Source organism: Streptomyces sp. BK340 (assembly GCF_007827595.1).
GTDB lineage: Bacteria > Actinomycetota > Actinomycetes > Streptomycetales > Streptomycetaceae > Streptomyces.
Genome location: NZ_VISR01000032.1, coordinates 14,149 through 31,927 on the forward strand (window position 1 = coordinate 14,149; position 17,779 = coordinate 31,927).

Sequence of the window (17,779 nt, forward strand, 5' to 3'; positions counted from 1 at the left end):
AAAACGTGGGGGCGGCGACTAGGGTGGGTGTCTCATTGATTGGACAGCTTGAACCAGACCAGGAGGCCGGCAGTGAGCACCGAGCTGCGTCGTCTGCGCAACTACATCGACGGTGAGTTCCGGGACGCCGCCGACGGACGGACCACCGAGGTGGTCAACCCCGCGACGGGCGAGGCGTACGCCACCGCTCCGCTGTCCGGACAGGCGGACGTGGACGCGGCCATGGCGGCCGCCGCCGCGGCCTTCCCGGCCTGGCGCGACACGACCCCGTCCGAGCGGCAGAAGGCCCTCCTGAAGATCGCGGACGCGTTCGAGGAGCGTGCCGAGGAGCTGATCGCGGCCGAGGTGGAGAACACGGGCAAGCCGACCGGGCTGACCCGCTCCGAGGAGATCCCGCCGATGGTCGACCAGATCCGCTTCTTCGCGGGTGCGGCCCGGCTGCTCGAGGGCCGCTCGGCCGGCGAGTACATGGACGGGATGACCTCGATCATCCGCCGCGAGCCGGTCGGCGTCTGCGCGCAGGTCGCGCCGTGGAACTACCCGATGATGATGGCCGTGTGGAAGTTCGCCCCGGCCATCGCCGCGGGCAACACGGTCGTCCTGAAGCCCTCGGACACCACCCCCGCCTCGACCGTCCTGATCGCCGAGATCATGGGCTCGGTCCTGCCCAAGGGCGTCTTCAACGTCATCTGCGGCGACCGTGAGACCGGCCGCGCGATGGTCGAGCACGACACCCCGGCGATGGCCTCCATCACCGGCTCCGTACGCGCCGGCATGTCCGTCGCCGAGTCCGCCTCCAAGGACCTCAAGCGGGTCCACCTGGAGCTGGGCGGCAAGGCCCCGGTCGTCGTCTTCGAGGACACCGACATCGCCAAGGCCGTCGAGGACATCTCGGTGGCGGGCTACTTCAACGCCGGCCAGGACTGTACGGCCGCGACCCGCGTCCTCGTCCAGGAGTCCATCCACGACGAGTTCGTCGCCGCGCTGGCGAAGGCCGCGTCCGAGACCAAGACCGGCCAGCCGGACGACGAGGACGTGCTCTTCGGCCCGCTGAACAACCCCAACCAGCTCAAGCAGGTCTCCGGCTTCATCGAGCGCCTGCCCGCCCACGCCAAGGTCGAGGCGGGCGGCCACCAGGTCGGCGACAAGGGCTACTTCTACGCCCCGACCGTCGTCTCCGGCCTGAAGCAGGACGACGAGATCGTCCAGAACGAGGTCTTCGGCCCGGTCATCACCGTCCAGTCCTTCACCGACGAGGACCAGGCCGTCGAGTGGGCCAACGGCGTCGAGTACGCCCTCGCCTCCTCGGTGTGGACCAAGGACCACGGCCGCGCGATGCGCATGTCCAAGAAGCTCGACTTCGGTTGCGTGTGGATCAACACCCACATCCCGCTGGTCGCCGAGATGCCCCACGGCGGCTTCAAGAAGTCCGGCTACGGCAAGGACCTGTCGGCGTACGGCTTCGAGGACTACACGCGGATCAAGCACGTGATGACGTCGCTCGACTCGTAGGAATCCGGGAACGGACATGCGCGGCCCCGGACGGGTTCACCTCCCCGTCCGGGGCCGCGCCCTTCTGCCGTACGGTGCCGGCCGTTCTCCCGGCTGTGATCGACAAGGTGTCGGGTCCCACCCGGTGGGATCGACGCAGCGTCGATTGTCCGCGCACGGGGCCCCACGGCATCCTGCCTTGGTGCCCCAGACATCCTCGGTTCCGCGTCCCGTCTCCCGCCGTTCCCTGCTGCGCGCGCTCGGCGGCACCGGCGCGCTCGGCGCCCTGGCCGGCTGCGGGGTGCCCGCCGCCTACGTCAAGCCCGGCGACCGTGCCGTGACCGACGTGTCCGCCACCGACAAGAAGCTGACCTGGGCGAACTGGCCGCTGTACATCGACACCGATGACGACAACCCCAACCGGCGGCCCACCCTCGAGGCCTTCGGGAAGCGCACCGGCATCTCCGTCGACTACGTCGAGGAGATCAACGACAACGACGAGTTCTTCGGCAAGATCAGCCCCGCGCTGATGAACCACCAGTCGACCGGCCGCGACCTGATCGTCATCAGCGACTGGATGTGCGCGCGCTTCGTCCGCCTGGGCTGGGTGCAGCGGATGGACCGCGCCCACCAGCCCAACGTGGCGAAGTACCTGGACCCGCTCCTGCGCTCACCGGGCTTCGACCCGGGCCGCATGTTCACGGTGCCCTGGCAGTCCGGCATCACCGGCATCGCGTACAACCGCCGCAAGCTCGGCCGCGAGATACGCCACGTCTCGGACCTCTGGGCGAGCGACCTCAAGGGCCGCGTGACCCTGCTCTCCGGCCTGGACGAGTCGTTCGCGCTGCTGATGCAGGGCAACGGCGTGGACGTCACCCGGTGGACCGCGGACGACTTCCACCGGGTCTGCGACCAGGTGGAGCGCGAGGTCCACGGCGGCCAGATCCGCCGCTTCACCGGCAACGACTACACCAAGGACCTGGTCAGCGGCGACGTCCTCGCCTGCCAGGCCTACTCGGGCGACGTCATCCAGCTCCAGGCGGACAACCCCGACATCCGCTTCGTCGTCCCCGAGGAGGGCGCCGAGCTGTGGTCGGACTCCCTGATGATCCCCAACCGGGCCCGCCACAAGACCAACGCGGAGCGCCTGGTCGACTACTACTACGACCCCGAGGTCGCCGCGCAGCTCGCCGCCTGGGTCAACTACGTCTGCCCGGTCCCGGCGGCCAGGGAGGTGCTGGCGGCGTCCAAGGACAAGGACACCGCGGCCCTGGCCGGCAACCCCCTGATCTTCCCGGACGACACCATGCGCAAGCGGCTGGCCATCGCCCGGGACATCACCTCCGAGGAGCGGGTGGAGTTCGCGAAGCGGTGGAACCGGATCGTGGGGCTGTAGGTCAGTCCTGGTCGCCGTGCTGCTCCAGGTGCGAGGCCAGGACCGCGGCCTGGACCCTGCGCTGTACGCCCAGCTTGGCCAGCAGGCGGGAGATGTGGTTCTTGACGGTCTTCTCGGACAGGTACAGCTTGCTGCCGATCTCGCGGTTGGTCAGGCCGTCGCCGATCAGGGCGAGGATGTCGCGTTCGCGCGGGGACAGACTCGCCAGCTCGGGGGGCAGTGCGGGAGTCTCGGCGGGCCCGGTCCGCAGGGACCGCATGAGGCGGGCGGTCGTCGCGGGGTCCAGCATCGACTGGCCCGAGGCGACCGTGCGGACCGCCGACACCAGGTCGGAGCCCTTGATCTGCTTCAGGACGTACCCGGACGCCCCGGCCATGATCGCGTCGAGCAGGGCGTCCTCGTCGTCGAAGGAGGTCAGCATCAGGCAGGCCAGTTCCGGCATCCGGCTGCGCAGCTCGCGGCAGACCGAGATGCCGTCCCCGTCGGGCAGGCGCACGTCGAGCACGGCGACGTGCGGGCGCAGCGCGGGGCCGCGGGTGAGGGCGTGCTCGGCGGTGTCCGCGTCGCCGACCACGGAGATGTCCGGTTCGGCGTCGAGCAGGTCGGCCAGGCCGCGCCGGACGACCTCGTGGTCGTCCAGCAGGAACACCCGGATCGGGTGCTGCTCGGTGAAGGTGTGTGCCTCGGTCATGACGACCCCTCGTTCCCCGGTCGGGGCAGCCTGAGGACCGCCCCGAAGCCGATCATCGTCCGTCGGAGCCGTGGACACCAGGGCCGAAAGGCCCTACTCGGTCAGCGGTCGCGGTCGTGGTCGCGGCTCCACTCCCGGTACGCGGCCACCGCCGTCGGCAGCGTCGGGAAGATGTGGCCGGCGCCGACGGACTCCGCGAGGCCGTACGACTCGAGGTCGTCCAGCAGGTCCTGTTTGACCCGGGCCAGGGCGAAGACGATGCCTCGGCCCGTGAGCTCCCGGCGCAGGTCCTCCACGGCGTCCAGGGCCGTGATGTCGACCTCCACGTTGGCCTCGGTGTTGAGGACGAACCACCGTACGGGTTCGGTCTGTTCGTCCACGGCGTCCAGCGCCCGGCGCCGGAAGTTCTCCGCGTTGGCGAAGAACAGGGGCGAGTCGTAGCGGTAGACGAGCAGACCGGGGACCGTGTGCGCCTGCGGGTAGTCGTCGACGTCGTGCATGCCGGCCATCCCGGGGACCAGGCCCTCGACCGCGTCGTGGGGCCGGGCCACCCGGGTCAGCAGTTCGGCGATCGACAGGCCGACGGCCACGACCACCCCGTACAGGATGCCCAGGGTGAGCACGCCCGCCAGACAGCCCAGGGCCAGGAACAGCTCGCGGCGCCGGAAGGAGGCGAGGCGGCGGAAGCCCGCGACGTCGATCATGCGGGCGGCGGCGTAGACGACGAGTGCGCCGAGCGCGGCGGAGGGCATGCGGGACAGCAGCGGGCTGAGGAACAGCAGGACGGCCAGTACCACCGCCCCCGCGACCAGCGAGTACAGCTGGCTGCGGGCGCCCGCGGAGGACGCGAGCGCCGTACGGCTGGCGCTGCTGCTGACCGGGAAGCCGTGCAGCACACCGGCGCCGAGGTTGGTGGCGCCCAGGGCGAGGAACTCCCGGTCGGCGTCCAGCGCGTTCTCGTCGCCGTGGTCCGCGAACGCCCGCGCGGTGAGGATCATGTCGGTGTACGCGACCAGCAGCACGCCGAGCGCGGGCAGCGCCAGGCCCGGCACCGCGGAGAGATCCGGCAGGGCGAGGTCCGGAAGGCCGGAGGGCACGGTGCCGATCACCGCGACGCCGTACCGGCCGTCCAGGTCGAGGACCACGACGGCCACCGTGGCGAGGACCACCGCGAGCAGCGGTCCGGGGAGCCTGGGGAAGAAGCGGGCGACGGCGAAGAGGAACACCAGTACGGCCGCGGAGAGGGCCACGGTCGCCGGGTGGGCGTCCGCGAGACGGGTGCAGAAGGACCACAGCTGGGGGAAGAACTCCGTGCCGCTCGTCCGCACTCCGGTGAGCCTGGTCAACTGGTCCACCGCCATGATCAGGGCCACGCCCGCCAGGTAGCCGATCAGGACCGGGCGGGAGAGCAGGTCCGCGAGGAAGCCCAGCCGGATCGCGCGGGCCGCCAGGCACAGCAGCCCGACCGTGACGGCGAGGGCGGCCGCCAGCGCGGCGTAGCGGCCCGGGTCGCCGGCGGCCAGGGGGCCCACCACCGTGGCCGTCATCAGGGCCGTCGTGGACTCCGGGCCGACCGACAGCAGACGTGACGAGCCGAGCAGCGCGTAGAGGCCGAGCGCCGGGAGGATCGCCCAGAGTCCGGTGACCGGTGGCAGACCGGCCACGCCCGCGTACGCCATGCACTGCGGCACGAGGTACGCGGCCACCGTCACACCCGCCGGCAGGTCGCCCCGCAGCCGGCTCCACAGGCGCGCGAGAAGCGCACCGGGCCCGGGCACGGGACCCCACGGCCCCGGAACCCGCCCGGCCCGTCCTTTGGCCATGCGCCGACCTCCGCCGTCCGCCCCCAGGATCCACCGGGGCACCGGCCACCGCGAGGCGTGCGGGCCCCGCCGCGCGGCACCCGTCCCGCCGCCGGCCCGCTCAGGGCCGGTCGGTCCCGGCCGGGGACGAGTGGCCCCTGCTTCCCGCGGCTCCGGTCGCAGGATGGTGGCAGTGGTGGAACTGGTTCCTCGCCCCTGGAGGTGGAGAGCATGACCCGACCGGTCACGGCAGGTCTCGACGGCTCGCCCGAGAGCCGGGCCGCAGCGGAATGGGCGGCCCGTGAGGCAGCGTTGAGGGGCCTGCCTCTGAAGATCGTCCATGTCTGGGAGCCCACGCCCGGGCTGATCGGCGAGGCGCCGCTGCCCGCGGCGGAGACCCAGCCGTACTGGACCGAGCGGGTTCCGCGTGAGTTCGCCGAGGGCATCCGGCTGCGCCACCCCGGTCTCGACGTGACCGCCGAGCAGCGCACCGGGATACCGGCCGACGTGCTGTGCGAGGCGGCGCAGGCCGCCGAGCTGCTGGTGCTCGGCTCGCGGGGCCTCGGCGGGCTCGGCGGGTTCCTGGTCGGCTCGGTGAGCCTGTCCGTCATCGCGCGGGTCGTACGGCCCGTGGTGCTGGTCAGGGCGGGTGAACAGGCCGCCGACGAGCACCGGATGGACCCGGCGGGCGTGCCCTCGGCCTCGGCACCCTTCCGGCCCGTCGTCCTCGGCCTCGACACCCAGGACCCCGACGAGACACTGCTCGAGTTCGCCTTCGACGCCGCCGCGCGCCGCGACGCCCCGCTGCGCATCGTGCACGGCTGGACACCGCCGCCCGTCGACCCCCTGTCCGCCGTCTACGACCTGCGGGAATCGATCGCACGCAGCGAGGCCGACGTCCTGACCGAGGTGGTGCGCCCCTGGCTGCAGAAGTTCCCGGACGTGGACGTGACCGAGGTGAGCCGGACCGGCCATGCGGCCCCCGTCCTGGTCGACGCCTCCCGTGACGCCTCTCTGGTCGTCGTCGGCCGGCGCATCCGCACCAGCCGGCTCGGCGCCCACATCGGCCACGTCACCCACGCCGTCCTGCATCACGCCGACGCTCCCGTCGCCGTGGTCGCGCACGGCTGACTCGCCGGCCCGAGGAGGAGAAGCCATGATCATGAACGAGCAGACGAGAGCGGACACGGCGACGGAGGCGCCGCTGGGCGACCTGGGCCGCAGGCTCGCCGCCCGGCGCATCCAACTCGGCCTCACCCGGCGGGAGACGGCGGCGCGCGCCGGGATGGCGGCCGGCTATCTCAGGTACCTGGAGGAGCATCCCGGGGCCACGCCGGGCACCGGCGTGCTGATGGCCCTGGCCACGGCACTGGAGACCACCGTCACCGAACTCACCGGCGGTGCCGTCGACCTGCCGCCGGGTATCGGACACGCCGCGCCCGCACCGGAGTTCACCCGGCTGCGCACCGGGGAGTGCCGGGCCCTGCTGGCGACGCACGGGGTGGGGCGGCTCGCGCTCGGCACGGCCTCCGGTCCGGTGATCGTGCCCGTCAACTACAGCGTCGTGGACGGGGCGATCGTCTTCCGGACCGAGCGCGGCGCCACGCCGGCCCTGGCCATCGGCTGCCAGGTGGCCTTCGAGGTCGACCGAATCGACGACGCGTTCAGCCAGGGCTGGAGCGTCCTGGTCCGCGGACCCGCGCGCGCGGTCAGCGACCCGCAGGAGCGGCGCCGGCTCACGGAACGTGCCCACAGCGCGCCCTGGGCCGGAGGCTCCCGCAGCCTGTGGGTGCGCATCGATCCGTTCACCGTGACCGGACGCCGGATCACCGTGTGAGGAGGAGGGGGCGGTACGGCGGAAGGCGACGCGTGTACGACCGTACGCGCGTGGCCTTCCGCCGTGCTCCCGCGCGGTCGGCGCGGTCAGCCGTCCTCCGGCCCGTCGCCCCGCGAGGTCAGCATGATGCCCGTGACCAGATCGGGGTGGATCCGCACCGCGTGGTCCATCCCCGGCAGGGCCGCCCACGGCTTCAACAGCCCCCGGATACGGGTCAGTTCCTCCGCGTCGGTCACCACCTGCGCGTATCCCGTGACCACCACGCTCCAGCCGAGGTGGGTGTCCGGGTCGATGGCGTCGGCCTCGTAGGCCACGACGACTCCGGGGCCGTCGGCCTGCCGGGCCTGGGAGGTCAGGGCCGCGCCCTCATGGGTGCGGATGACGATGTCGCCGTCGTCCAGGACGTGGTTGACCGGGCGGACGGTGGGCAGGGCCTGACGGGTGAAGACGACCCTTCCCAGGGACACGCTGCCCAGCAGCCGCAGGGCCTCGGCACGGTCGAGATCGACGCGCCGGTGCGACGCAGGGCCCTTGTCAGTGATCATGGCGGGATTTCTTCGTGGGGTGCGTCGTTCGCTTCTCATCGGCCTCCGCCTACGCCTACGCCTCGGCATCGGCGTCGGGACGGGATGCGTGCGGAGCGACACCGCGGGGGATCGGTGCCGCTCCTGTGTCCACCGTCGCGCGTGCGGCGCCGCCGGGCCAGTGCCGATCGGTCCCCGTCCAGGGACCGTAGGTCCTTCGGCCAAGGTCGCCCGAAGGCACCCGCCGATGGCGGATACGGTGGTGGGGACCCGGAGGGTCCGGGTGTCCCCGCCCAGGTGACCTGGAGGAACGTGGTGGCAAGCCCCGAGGGGCCCCGTGTACGACTGCCGCAGCTGAAGCTCGACGAGCTGCTGGAGGAACTGCAGGCCCGGATCGACGCGGCCCGCGGCACCCGGGACCGGGTGCACAGCCTGCTGGAGGCGGTGCTCGCCGTCGGCCGGGAGCTGCACCTGGAGCAGGCCCTGCACTCCATCGTGGACGCGGCCGCGGTGCTCGTGGACGCGGAGTACGCCGCCCTCGGCGTCATCGGACCGGACGGCACACGGCTGTCCCGGTTCTACACGGTGGGCGTCACCGAGCGGCAGATCGCCGAGATCGGGCCGTATCCGGCGGGCCACGGCATCCTCGGCGAACTGATCCGGCACCCGGAGCCGCTCCGGCTCGCGAAACTGTCCGAGCACCCGGCCTCGTACGGTTTCCCGCCGAACCACCCGCCGATGAACAGCTTCCTCGGTGTCCCGATCCGGGTCCGCGACCAGGTGTTCGGCAACCTGTACCCCACCGAGAAGCGGGGCGGCGCGGAGTTCGACGAGGAGGACGAGTCGGTGCTGTCGACGCTGGCCGTGGCGGCCGGCGTGGCCATCGACAACGCGCGGCTGTACGAGGACTCGCGGCTGCGGGAGCGCTGGCTGCGGGCGAACGCGGAGATCACGCACAGCCTGCTGTCGGGCAGCGGACGCTCCGAGGCCCTGAACCTGATCGCCGAGCGCGCCCGGGAGATCACTGGCTCGGCCCTGGCGGCGGTCGCGCTGCCGATGGAGGACACCGAGTCGCTCGCCGTGGAGATCGCCGTCGGAGTGGACGCGCAGGAGCACCGGGGACTGGTGCTGCCGCTGTGCGACAGCCTGATGGGGCTGGCGTACTCCGCCCTCGCTCCGGTCGCGACCGACGACATCACCCAGGACGCGCGGCTCTCCCGGGAAGCCCCGCGGTTCACCGGACTCGGCCCTGCGGTCGCCGTCCCCATCGGCACAGGGGAGGGTGGCGCCCGGGGCGTGGTCCTGCTGGTGCGCGAGGCCGGCCGCCCGGTGTTCTCGGAGAACGAGACCGAGACGCTGCGGGGGTTCGCCGCGCAGGCCGCGATCGCCATGGAGCTGGCCGAACGGCGGCAGGACGCCGAGCAGATCGCGGTGCTGGAGGACCGCGACCGGATCGCCCGTGACCTGCACGACCTGGCCATCCAGCGACTGTTCGCCACCGGTATGACGCTGCAGAGCGCGGGCCGTTTCATCGAGCACCCGGAAGCCTCCGAGCGGGTTCTGCGGGCCGTCGACGACCTCGACGAGACCATCAAGATCATCCGCTCGACGATCTTCGGGCTGCGGGCACGCGAGGGCGGCGCCGGGAGCGGACTGCGGGCCAGGGTCGTCCGCGCGGCGGGGGAGGCGGCCCCGCTGCTCGGCTTCGCGCCGAGCGTGCGCATGGAGGGGCTGCTGGACACCGACGTGCCGCGCGAGGTGGCCGACCATGTGGTGGCCGTGCTCTCCGAGGCCCTCACCAACATCGCCCGGCACGCCCACGCCGACGGGGCCCAAGTCGTCCTGCGGACCGACGGCCACGACGTGTTCCTGACGGTCGCGGACAACGGCGTGGGCATCCCGTCCGGCGGCCGCCGCAGCGGGCTGCGCAACATGGCCGAGCGGGCGGAACAGCTGGGCGGACACCTCGCCGTGTCCGGCACCGAGGGCGGCGGCGCCACACTGGAGTGGCGGGTGCCGCTGCCGGTCCAGTAGGCGGCGGGCCGGTGGCCGGCTGAATCGGGCCCCGGGTGGGGCCACCCGGCCCATGCGGCAGCCGGGCCCGCGGCGGCACCCTTGAGGTGCCGCCGGACGGCATCCGAGCACCTTGGAGGACGCCATGAACGGCACTCCGACCGTCGTGAACGACGTGATGACCCGCACGGTCGTCGCCCTGCGCACGGGAGCCGCCTTCAAGGAGATCGCGCGGACCATGCGGGAGTGGCACGTGAGTGCCCTTCCCGTGCTGGACGGCGGTGGACGCGTCGTCGGCGTGGTCTCCGAGGCCGACCTGCTGCCGAAGGAGGAGTACCGCGAGGGCGCCCCCGGCCGGTACGGACAGCTGCCGTACCCCGCCGACCTGCGCAAGGCGGACGGGGTGACGGCGCAGGAGCTGATGACCACTCCGGCCGTGACCGTGGCGCCGGACGCGACCCTCGCCCACGCCGCGCGCGTCATGGCCCGCAGCAGGGTCAAGCGGCTGCCGGTGACCGACGACGCGGGCGCCCTCATGGGCATCGTCAGCCGCTCCGACCTGCTGACGGTGTTCCTGCGGAACGACGAGGACATCGCCGAGGACGTCGGCCGCGAGGTCGTCACCCGGCTCTTCGGCACACGGTCGGCGCCCGTACGGGTCGAGGTGCACGACGGTGTGGTCACGCTCACCGGCCGGGTCCAGGACACCGTCCTCGTACCGATCGCGACCCTGCTCGCGCGATCGGTGCCGGGTGTGGTCGACGTGCGCTGCGCGCTGACCGCCTTCAGCGACAGCAGCTTCAGCGACAGCAGGGGGTGAAGGCCGGGGCGACCGCCCCGGAGCCGGGAGTCACGCCAGGCCACCACTGCCGTACGGGGCGTAGAGGTCGAGCAGCCGGACCCGGGAAGCGGGCAGGCGCCGAGCCACCACCCGGCCCACCCAGACCGCGATGGCCCGCCCGAAGCCGGAGTCGGCGGCACACATCTCCCGGACCGTCTCGGCGTCGAACTCCCAGGCCCGCACCGGGCTCGTCGCCTCGGCGCCCAGATGCCACAGGAAGGGCGGGAAATGCCAGGACCAGCCGACCAGTTCGCCGTGCCCGACCGACTCGACGACGGCGGGACGGCGGCCGGGCACCCGCAGGTCGAGCGCGATGCTGCCGGTCCGCACGATCCAGAAGCGGTCGGCGCGCCGGCCCTCCTCGAACAGCCGCGTCCCGGCCCCGAAGGACACCTCACGGGCGACCCGCATCAGCCGTTCACGGTGTCCGGCGGGGAGGGCCGCGTTCATGGTGGTCGTGGCCGAGGTCATCGCACGAGCTCCCTTCGTGGCGTCTGACCCCACCCTCTGCCACCCCGGAGCCCCGCACCACGGGCCGCCCGGACCCGGCCCGGGGTCCTTCGGCCCACCCCGGCGGCCCCGGCGGACGGGGAGCGGACGCCATGAAGGACGGGAAGGGCTCCATCCACTTCTCGCGGATCCTGATTGCGCGGTGCACGGCCGCCAGCCGCTTCCCCGCGTCTCCAAGGGGTCCTTCCCGCCACTTCCAGCACACCACGGGAACGGCCGGTCCACCAGTGCCGCGACGTCCAGAAGCGGCAATTGCCCAGGGGGCGGTTTTGAACGTGTTCAAATGCAGGCGTACGCTCCTGGCATGAGCGACAGAGCCGCCCTGCTGAAGGGCATTCGCGTCTGGTTGGTCACCTTCGTCGTGTGTCTTGTGCTCAGCGGGGCCACCGCCTTTCCGCTGGTGCACGAACTCCGTTGGACGGAGAGCGGGTTGCGGGCGCTGTCCGTGCCCGAGCTGTTGCCGGGGCTCATGGAGTGGATCTCACGGGTGCGGGACGGGCTCGACGCCGTCGACGCCAAGTACCCGTTCGTGCTGTACGGCACGGACTGGCTGGCGTTCGCGCACCTCGTCATCGCGGTCGCCTTCTACGGGCCGTACCGCGACCCGGTCCGCAACATCTGGGTCGTGGAGTTCGGGATGATCGCCTGCGCCGGGATCATCCCGCTCGCCCTGATCTGCGGACCGATCCGGGGAATCCCCCTCTGGTGGTCGCTGATCGACATGTCGTTCGGGGTGGTCGGAGTCGTCCCGCTGTACGTCGTGCGGCGGAAGATCAGGCGACTGGAGGCGCTGAGCGCTCCGGCTGCTGCTTGAGGGTGGCCGCGACGATGCGCTGGGCGACCGCGTTCGCCGACTCGCCCTTGGAGTCCGTGGAGTCGACCGAGTAGACGAGGGTCCGGCTCAGATCCTGGGTGGCGGCGATCGCCGTGCTGTAGCCGTAGCGGGCGCCGGACTTGAGCCAGTACACCGTTCCCTTGTACTCGAACCGTGTCAGCCCGGCGCTGTAGGTGGCGCCGGGGATGTTCGCCGGCACCGTGAACATCTCCTGCAGCTGCGGCCCGGGCACGATCCGGCCCTGGAACAGTGCCGTGATCAGCCGCTCCAGGTCGGCGGTGGTGGAGATCATGTCGCCCGCCGCCCGGCGGTCCGCCTGGTTCCAGTCGGTGACGTCCACGAATCGCGTGGTCCCGTCGGCGTTCTTCACCAGCTGGTAGCCGTGGTTGTGCGGGCCATGGATCACCGGGTCGGAGCCGGGGAAGCTGGTGTGGCGCATGCCGGCCGGGCGGAGCACCAACCGGGTCGCCTCGTGCTCGTAGGAGTGCCCCGTCACCTTCTCGATCAGCATCCCGAGGATCGTGTAGTTGATGTTCAGGTAGTCCTGCCGGTCACCGGGGTCGAACTCCGGCCCCTTCGCCACCGCCGAGGCCACCACCTGTTCCGGGGTGATCGTGTCGAAACGGTGCGCGTACTGGTCCGCGAAGTCGTCTCCCCAGCCGTCGCCCGCCTGGATGCCGCTGGTGTGGTTCAGCAACTGCCTCACGGAGATGGGCTTGAACGCCGGGGTGAGCAAGCCGGGCAGGTAGTGCTGGACGGGCGTGTCCAGGTCGACCTCGCCCTCCGCCGCCAGCTTCAGCACGGTCGCCGCCGTCACGACCTTCGTCGTGGAGCCGGCCCGGAAGCGGGCATTCGGGTCCGCCGCCCGGCCGCTCGCCAGATCGTGCACGCCCGCGCTGCCCCGCCAGGTGCCGTCGGTGCCGCCGACCCGGACCAGCGCGGCGGTCGCGTCGGCATCGGGCAGCCCGGCGAGCGCGGCCTGCAGGGCCCCGGGATCCGGGACCGTGTTCGCCGTTCGCGCGGTCACCGCGGCCGGCGCGGCGAAGGCCGGTGCCACCAGCGGGCCGGCGGCGAGGGCCAGGGCGAGGGAGGCGGCGATGACGGTGCTGCGGCTGCGCAGACGCATGGAGGCTCCTGGGGAGGATGAGGTGGGCTTTCGTGATCATCCTCGGCCGGTGCGTCGGGATCGGGATCGTCGGCAGGGAGGGGCCCGCCCCTGACGCAACCCTCCCGTCAACCAGGAGCGGTACCAGGGGAGTTGTGCGGGATGACCCCTAGGCGAGGTGTTCGGACGCGACCGGAAAAGGGAAGGGGCCCGGTTGCCCGGGCCCCGACCTCAGTGTGGTGGTGGTCTCGTGAAGGGGGTCACCTCAGCTCCACCCGTGAGCCGGCCCGTACGCCCGGCCCGTGCCTCTGTCAGGAGGTGGAGCCGTACTTGCTGGGGATCCCGCAGACGTGGAGGTGGGTGGGGTTGTCGAACCCGACCCTGCTGACCGGCGCGTGGAGGTCCGCGTCCGACTTGATGCCGGTGGGGAAGTCAGGCGCGCCGTAGCTGTAGAAGTTGGAGCTCGACCCGCCCACGACGATGATCCCGCGGGCGGCGTACGGCCCGTTGATCGTGAAGTCGACCAGCTGAGCGGTGGAGGGGCCGTGAACGTCGAGGGTGATCGAACCGTTGTCGTTCGGGGGGTCGAAGGTGAAGGTCCCGTCGTTCACGGGCTGCTGCTCGAAGTCGAACGTGAACGCGCCCTCCCCCAGGATGTCTTCGCAGGTCGGGTGCCCGTCGTACTCGACGGGCTGCACGCCCTCGTTGCTCGGCGGCCCCGGCTCCCGAGCGGCCGACGCGGGACTGGCCGCGATGCAGAGAGCCACTGCCGTGGTCACACCGGCGCAGGCGAGCCGCGCTCCCCATACCTGTCTCTTCGAACGGGTAGTCACTCGCATGACGAGCACTCCTCCTTGTTAGGGCCCCAGATCTCGGGCGCCTGATCTCGCCCTCGCGAACTCCCAGGCATGTTCTGTCGGGAGCTCGAGTGCTGGACGTCTGTCCGCCGGGCGCCGTGAACATTTCCACGGCATGCTGGTCTGCACGCTTTACGACGCCTTTCCCTAGACCATTTGAGTCCTATAAAAGGACTGGAAAGGTGAAGTGAGTGTCGTAGGAGCAAGGGAAATTCGGCCGAACGAAGGACCTGATGCGCGGACATGTGGGCCATTGCGGCACGGGCTACCGGGATGCTGCCGACGGGTGACGCGGCGGCCGACGTCGGCCTGGGAACCGCCCCACGGATGTGTGCAATCCGTATAGTTTGCGGCGCATTCATCACACTCTCCCCTTTCGGCCACCCCTGTCTCACTTCCATCCCGGGATGTTCCATGCGTCTGAGGAAATGCACGACGAGGCTCGTCACCACGGCCTCGACCGTGGCCCTTCTCGCGGCCGCTCCGCCCGCGACCGCCCACGGTTCGTCTGCGCGCAACGAAAAGATCCTGACCGCCGCCCCTTTGGCGACATGGCAGACCGATGGCATTGTCTGGTCGGTCGCCTACGCACGCGGTGTCGTGTACGTAGGCGGAACCTTCGACAGCGTCCGCCCGCCGGGCGCGAAACCCGGTCAGAAGGAGGTCGCCCGGAAGAACTTCGCCGCGTTCGACGCCGTCACCGGCAGACTGCTGCCGTGCGCCCACACCTTCACGGGGGGCGAAGGAACCGTACGGGCGCTGAAGGCGTCGCCCGACGGCAAGGTGCTGTATGTCGGCGGATCGTTCGGCAAGGTCGACAAGACGGGCGTGGCCAGCGCGGTCGCGCTCAACACGGCCAGGTGCTCGCTTCGCGAGGACTTCCGCCCCGCGGTGGGAGCCACGGTTCGGGCCATCGACACCACCAAATCCACGGTGTACCTGGGCGGCGACTTCGAGGCCGTCGACGGGAAGACCAGAAACCACATCGCCGCGCTCAGTACAAAGGGCTCACTCCTGCCCTTCGCGGCGGACATCGACGAGCCGGTGCGGGCCGTCCTGGCCACGCCCACCTACGGCAAGGTTCTCGTCGGCGGTGACTTCCACAAGGTCAACGGCGCGCCGGAGGGGGCGCTGGTCGCGCTGAATTCCTCGACGGGTTCGACCGTGACCTCGTTCCGGCGATGGCTTCCGCCCCGCTCGTCGGTGAAGACACTGGTACGCGACAAGACCAACTTCTATGTGGGGGCCGAAGGCAGGGGAACGGGCGTCTTCGACGGTCGCATCGCCGGCCGTCTGTCCGACGGCAAGATGGTCTGGAAGGACTACTGCCAGGGCGCCACCCAGGCCCTCCTCGTGCACCACGGTGTTCTCTACAGCGCATCCCACGCGCACAACTGCGTCCGTACCCCCGGGGGCTTCCCCGACGGACGCCGTCGCCACTTCCTGGCCCAGTCCGTCAAGGACAGGCGCATCCTGCACTGGTTCCCCGACACGAACGACGGACTCGGGGAGTCCATCGGCCCCAGGGCGCTGGTGATGGCCAAAGGAATCCTCTGGGCGGGCGGCGAGTTCACCACGGTCAACGGCAAGGCCCAGCAGGGCCTGACACGCTTCTCGGCCGGTCCCGCGAACACCGCTCCCGAAGCGATCCCCGAGCTCTCGGCCAAGAGTTCACGGGCCGGGAAGGTCTCGCTCGCCTGGCAGACCACCTGGGACCGGGACGACGCGCAGCTGACGTACCTGATCTATCGCGACGGTGCCCGTGTGGCCTCGCTGAAGAAGCGGTCGGTCGACTGGCACCTTCCGGAGATGACGTACACGGACTCCGTCGCCCCTGGCTCTCGCCACCGGTACACGATCGCCGTCACCGACGGCAGGCACACCACACACCGGTCGAAGCCGCTCGCCGCGACCGCGGTCGCCCGGAAGTGATCGGTGGACGAACTGCGGTGGACCAGCCCCTTCTCCACCCGGTAGACCTGTTCCTCAGCGCTCGCGTACGTGGCCGCCGTCGCGCAGGGCGTGCAGGGCGTCGACGCGGTTCGTGGTGATGGAGTCGACGCCCAGGTCGAGGAGACGGCGCATGGAGCGGCGGGTGTCCGGGGTCCAGACGGACAGCAGATATCCGTCGCGGTGGACGCGGGCCGCGAGGTCCCGGTCGACCAGGGAGAAGCGGTAGTTGAGCCAGCGCGGGCGCACCACGTCCAGCAGTGCCGGCCGGGGCGGGGCCAGGGTCGTCCAGGTCAGGGCGATCTCGGCGGCCGGGTCGGCGGCACGGACGGCGAGCATGGCCTCGGCGTGCGCGCAGTAGTACACGCGGTCCCGCGCCCCGCTCTGCCGGACCACGTCCATCACCTGTCGTACGGTCCGGCGGTCGACCCGCCCGCACAGGTCCATCATCACCCGGCTGTCACCGGTCGCGGCCAGTGCTTCCGCCAGCGTCGGCACCCCGCCCGCCGTGAGCCCGCGCACCTCGTCCGCCGACAGCGAGCCCACGGGCCGGTCGTGCTCCCACAGCCGCTTCAGCGTCTCGTCGTGCAGCAGCACGGGGACGCCGTCGCGGGTGAGGCGTACGTCGATCTCGACCGCGTCCGCGCCCAGACCGAGCGCGGAACGCAGCGAGTCGAGGGTGTTCTCACGGAAGCGGTAGGGGGCGCCGCGGTGGGCCACGGCGGTCACGGTCTGCATGGCCCCCATTGTGACCATCGCGCGGTGGTCACCGCGCAGGGGTCAGGGGGCGAGCCAGGCGGCGGTGTACGTGTCGATCTCCGCCGCGATCCGGTCCTTGCCCGACGCGTCGAGGAAGGACGCCTCCACGGCGTTCTTGGCGAGGCCGGCGAGGCCCCGCTCGTCGAGGTCGAGGAGGCGGGCGGCCACCGCGTACTCGTTGTTGAGGTCGGTGCCGAACATCGGCGGGTCGTCGGAGTTGATCGTGACCAGCACGCCGGCCCGGGTGAACTCCTTGACCGGGTGTTCGTCCAGGGTGCGGACCGCGCGGGTGGCGATGTTGGAGGTCGGGCAGACCTCCAGCGCGATGCGATGCTCGGCGAGGTGGGCGAGCAGCTCGGGGTCCTGAGCCGAGCTGGTGCCGTGCCCGATCCGCTCGGCACGCAGCTCGGTGAGCGCGTCCCACACCGTCTCCGGGCCGGTCGTCTCCCCGGCGTGCGGGACGGAGTGCAGACCGGCGGCGATGGCCTGGTCGAAGTACGGCTTGAACTGCGGCCGGGGCACACCGATCTCGGGCCCGCCGAGCCCGAACGACACCAGGCCCTCCGGGCGGATCCGGTCGTCGGTGGCGAGGCGGACGGTCTCCTCGGCGGACTGCAGACCGGCCTCGCCCGGGATGTCGAAGCACCAGCGCAGCACGGTGCCGAACTCGGCCTCGGCCGCCTTGCGCGCGTCCTCGATGGCGGCCATGAAGGCCAGCTCGTCGATGCCGCGCCGGGTGGAGGAGAACGGGGTGATGGTCAGCTCTGCGTAGCGCACCTGCTGGCGGGCCAGGTCACGGGCCACCTCGAAGGTCAGCAGCCGCACGTCCTCAGGGGTGCGGATCAGGTCCACCACGGACAGGTACACGTCGATGAAGTGCGCGAAGTCCGTGAACGTGAAGTAGTCGGCCAGCGCCTCGGGGTCGGTGGGGACCTTGGAGTCGGGGTGGCGGGCGGCCAGTTCCGAGACGATACGGGGGGAGGCGGAGCCGACGTGGTGGACGTGCAGTTCGGCCTTGGGCAGTCCGGCGATGAAGGCGTGCAGATCGCGGTCGGTCAAGGGTTCCTCCCCGGGAACGGCGCCCGTGGAGCGAGGTCCGTCGTCCGGGCGCGGGTGATCGGCTGATCGATGAATCGGGATCATCGTAGGCCCGGGCCCGCGGCGGCCG

16 protein-coding genes are annotated in these 17,779 nt (G+C 71.4%); 8 read left to right on the forward strand and 8 right to left on the reverse strand.

All coding sequences use genetic code 11. The features are described 5' to 3' along the window. Positions 1–72 precede the first annotated feature (72 nt). Both FB157_RS39070 and FB157_RS39075 read left to right on the forward strand, forming a co-directional pair. Positions 73–1,512, forward strand: coding sequence for a gamma-aminobutyraldehyde dehydrogenase (locus FB157_RS39070; RefSeq protein ID WP_145885483.1), 1,440 nt, complete (start codon positions 73–75; stop codon positions 1,510–1,512). Between the two features lie 181 nt (positions 1,513–1,693). Beyond that, positions 1,694–2,887 (forward strand): PotD/PotF family extracellular solute-binding protein, encoded by a 1,194-nt coding sequence (locus FB157_RS39075; protein WP_145885484.1) that lies wholly within the window; start codon positions 1,694–1,696, stop codon positions 2,885–2,887. A 1-nt stretch (position 2,888) separates the two neighbouring features. On the opposite strand, the gene FB157_RS39080 is transcribed toward FB157_RS39075, so the two are convergent. Together FB157_RS39080 and FB157_RS39085 are read right to left on the reverse strand one after the other, a co-directional pair. Then, positions 2,889–3,578 carry a response regulator transcription factor gene (locus FB157_RS39080; protein WP_145885485.1) on the reverse strand — a complete coding sequence of 230 codons (690 nt, stop codon included), beginning with the start codon at positions 3,576–3,578 and terminating at the stop codon, positions 2,889–2,891. Between the two features lie 101 nt (positions 3,579–3,679). Further along, the gene (locus FB157_RS39085; RefSeq protein WP_145885486.1) at positions 3,680–5,401 is read right to left on the reverse strand and encodes a SulP family inorganic anion transporter; all 1,722 of its coding nucleotides are present in this window, start codon (positions 5,399–5,401) and stop codon (positions 3,680–3,682) included. A 210-nt stretch (positions 5,402–5,611) separates the two neighbouring features. Here FB157_RS39085 and FB157_RS39090 point away from each other — a divergent pair, with 210 nt between their 5' ends. Continuing rightward, the gene (locus FB157_RS39090) at positions 5,612–6,511 is read left to right on the forward strand and encodes a universal stress protein (protein ID WP_145885487.1); all 900 of its coding nucleotides are present in this window, start codon (positions 5,612–5,614) and stop codon (positions 6,509–6,511) included. A 31-nt stretch (positions 6,512–6,542) separates the two neighbouring features. Continuing rightward, a complete protein-coding gene (locus FB157_RS39095) occupies positions 6,543–7,217 on the forward strand; it encodes a pyridoxamine 5'-phosphate oxidase family protein (protein ID WP_145885488.1) in 675 nt (224 codons plus the stop codon). A gap of 86 nt (positions 7,218–7,303) precedes the next feature. Here the strand turns inward: FB157_RS39095 and FB157_RS39100 are convergent, their stop codons facing one another. After that, a complete protein-coding gene (locus FB157_RS39100; protein ID WP_145885489.1) occupies positions 7,304–7,762 on the reverse strand; it encodes a pyridoxamine 5'-phosphate oxidase family protein in 459 nt (152 codons plus the stop codon). A 294-nt stretch (positions 7,763–8,056) separates the two neighbouring features. On the opposite strand from FB157_RS39100, the gene FB157_RS39105 reads away from it, so the two are divergent. Continuing rightward, positions 8,057–9,775 carry a GAF domain-containing protein gene (locus FB157_RS39105; protein WP_145885490.1) on the forward strand — a complete coding sequence of 573 codons (1,719 nt, stop codon included), beginning with the start codon at positions 8,057–8,059 and terminating at the stop codon, positions 9,773–9,775. Between the two features lie 124 nt (positions 9,776–9,899). Then, entirely contained in the window at positions 9,900–10,574 is a 675-nt protein-coding gene (locus FB157_RS39110; protein ID WP_145885491.1) for a CBS domain-containing protein, read from the forward strand. A 30-nt stretch (positions 10,575–10,604) separates the two neighbouring features. On the opposite strand, the gene FB157_RS39115 is transcribed toward FB157_RS39110, so the two are convergent. After that, complete coding sequence (locus tag FB157_RS39115) at positions 10,605–11,066, reverse strand: cyclic nucleotide-binding domain-containing protein (RefSeq protein ID WP_145885492.1); 462 nt, start codon at positions 11,064–11,066, stop codon at positions 10,605–10,607. Positions 11,067–11,409: 343 nt separating this feature from the next. Here FB157_RS39115 and FB157_RS39120 point away from each other — a divergent pair, with 343 nt between their 5' ends. After that, complete coding sequence (locus FB157_RS39120) at positions 11,410–11,919, forward strand: hypothetical protein (RefSeq protein WP_145885493.1); 510 nt, start codon at positions 11,410–11,412, stop codon at positions 11,917–11,919. On the opposite strand, the gene FB157_RS39125 is transcribed toward FB157_RS39120, so the two are convergent. Together FB157_RS39125 and FB157_RS39130 are read right to left on the reverse strand one after the other, a co-directional pair. Next, the gene (locus tag FB157_RS39125; protein ID WP_145885494.1) at positions 11,879–13,066 is read right to left on the reverse strand and encodes a serine hydrolase; all 1,188 of its coding nucleotides are present in this window, start codon (positions 13,064–13,066) and stop codon (positions 11,879–11,881) included. The genes FB157_RS39120 and FB157_RS39125 overlap by 41 nt on opposite strands. 290 nt (positions 13,067–13,356) lie before the next feature. Next, the gene (locus tag FB157_RS39130; RefSeq protein ID WP_145885495.1) at positions 13,357–13,884 is read right to left on the reverse strand and encodes a hypothetical protein; all 528 of its coding nucleotides are present in this window, start codon (positions 13,882–13,884) and stop codon (positions 13,357–13,359) included. A gap of 432 nt (positions 13,885–14,316) precedes the next feature. Here FB157_RS39130 and FB157_RS39135 point away from each other — a divergent pair, with 432 nt between their 5' ends. Continuing rightward, complete coding sequence (locus FB157_RS39135) at positions 14,317–15,834, forward strand: delta-60 repeat domain-containing protein (RefSeq protein WP_145885496.1); 1,518 nt, start codon at positions 14,317–14,319, stop codon at positions 15,832–15,834. Positions 15,835–15,888: 54 nt separating this feature from the next. Here the strand turns inward: FB157_RS39135 and FB157_RS39140 are convergent, their stop codons facing one another. Then, on the reverse strand, positions 15,889–16,590 hold the full coding sequence (locus FB157_RS39140) for a glycerophosphodiester phosphodiesterase (RefSeq protein ID WP_145885497.1): 702 nt from the start codon (positions 16,588–16,590) through the stop codon (positions 15,889–15,891). A gap of 42 nt (positions 16,591–16,632) precedes the next feature. Then, positions 16,633–17,754: an adenosine deaminase gene (locus FB157_RS39145; RefSeq protein WP_261386815.1), complete on the reverse strand. Its 1,122-nt coding sequence runs from the start codon at positions 17,752–17,754 to the stop codon at positions 16,633–16,635. Positions 17,755–17,779: the final 25 nt, after the last annotated feature.

Bases quoted from the DNA above. Each gene is read 5' to 3' on its own strand.
- FB157_RS39115 (WP_145885492.1), bottom strand. From the start codon at position 11,066: ATGACCTCGGCCACGACCACCATGAACGCGGCCCTCCCCGCCGGACAC.
- FB157_RS39120 (WP_145885493.1), top strand. From the start codon at position 11,410: ATGAGCGACAGAGCCGCCCTGCTGAAGGGCATTCGCGTCTGGTTGGTC.
- FB157_RS39080 (WP_145885485.1), bottom strand. From the start codon at position 3,578: ATGACCGAGGCACACACCTTCACCGAGCAGCACCCGATCCGGGTGTTC.
- FB157_RS39095 (WP_145885488.1), top strand. From the start codon at position 6,543: ATGAACGAGCAGACGAGAGCGGACACGGCGACGGAGGCGCCGCTGGGC.
- FB157_RS39100 (WP_145885489.1), bottom strand. From the start codon at position 7,762: ATGATCACTGACAAGGGCCCTGCGTCGCACCGGCGCGTCGATCTCGAC.
- FB157_RS39085 (WP_145885486.1), bottom strand. From the start codon at position 5,401: ATGGCCAAAGGACGGGCCGGGCGGGTTCCGGGGCCGTGGGGTCCCGTG.
- FB157_RS39130 (WP_145885495.1), bottom strand. From the start codon at position 13,884: ATGCGAGTGACTACCCGTTCGAAGAGACAGGTATGGGGAGCGCGGCTC.
- FB157_RS39135 (WP_145885496.1), top strand. From the start codon at position 14,317: ATGCGTCTGAGGAAATGCACGACGAGGCTCGTCACCACGGCCTCGACC.
- FB157_RS39145 (WP_261386815.1), bottom strand. From the start codon at position 17,754: ATGATCCCGATTCATCGATCAGCCGATCACCCGCGCCCGGACGACGGA.
- FB157_RS39125 (WP_145885494.1), bottom strand. From the start codon at position 13,066: ATGCGTCTGCGCAGCCGCAGCACCGTCATCGCCGCCTCCCTCGCCCTG.
- FB157_RS39140 (WP_145885497.1), bottom strand. From the start codon at position 16,590: ATGCAGACCGTGACCGCCGTGGCCCACCGCGGCGCCCCCTACCGCTTC.
- FB157_RS39110 (WP_145885491.1), top strand. From the start codon at position 9,900: ATGAACGGCACTCCGACCGTCGTGAACGACGTGATGACCCGCACGGTC.
- FB157_RS39090 (WP_145885487.1), top strand. From the start codon at position 5,612: ATGACCCGACCGGTCACGGCAGGTCTCGACGGCTCGCCCGAGAGCCGG.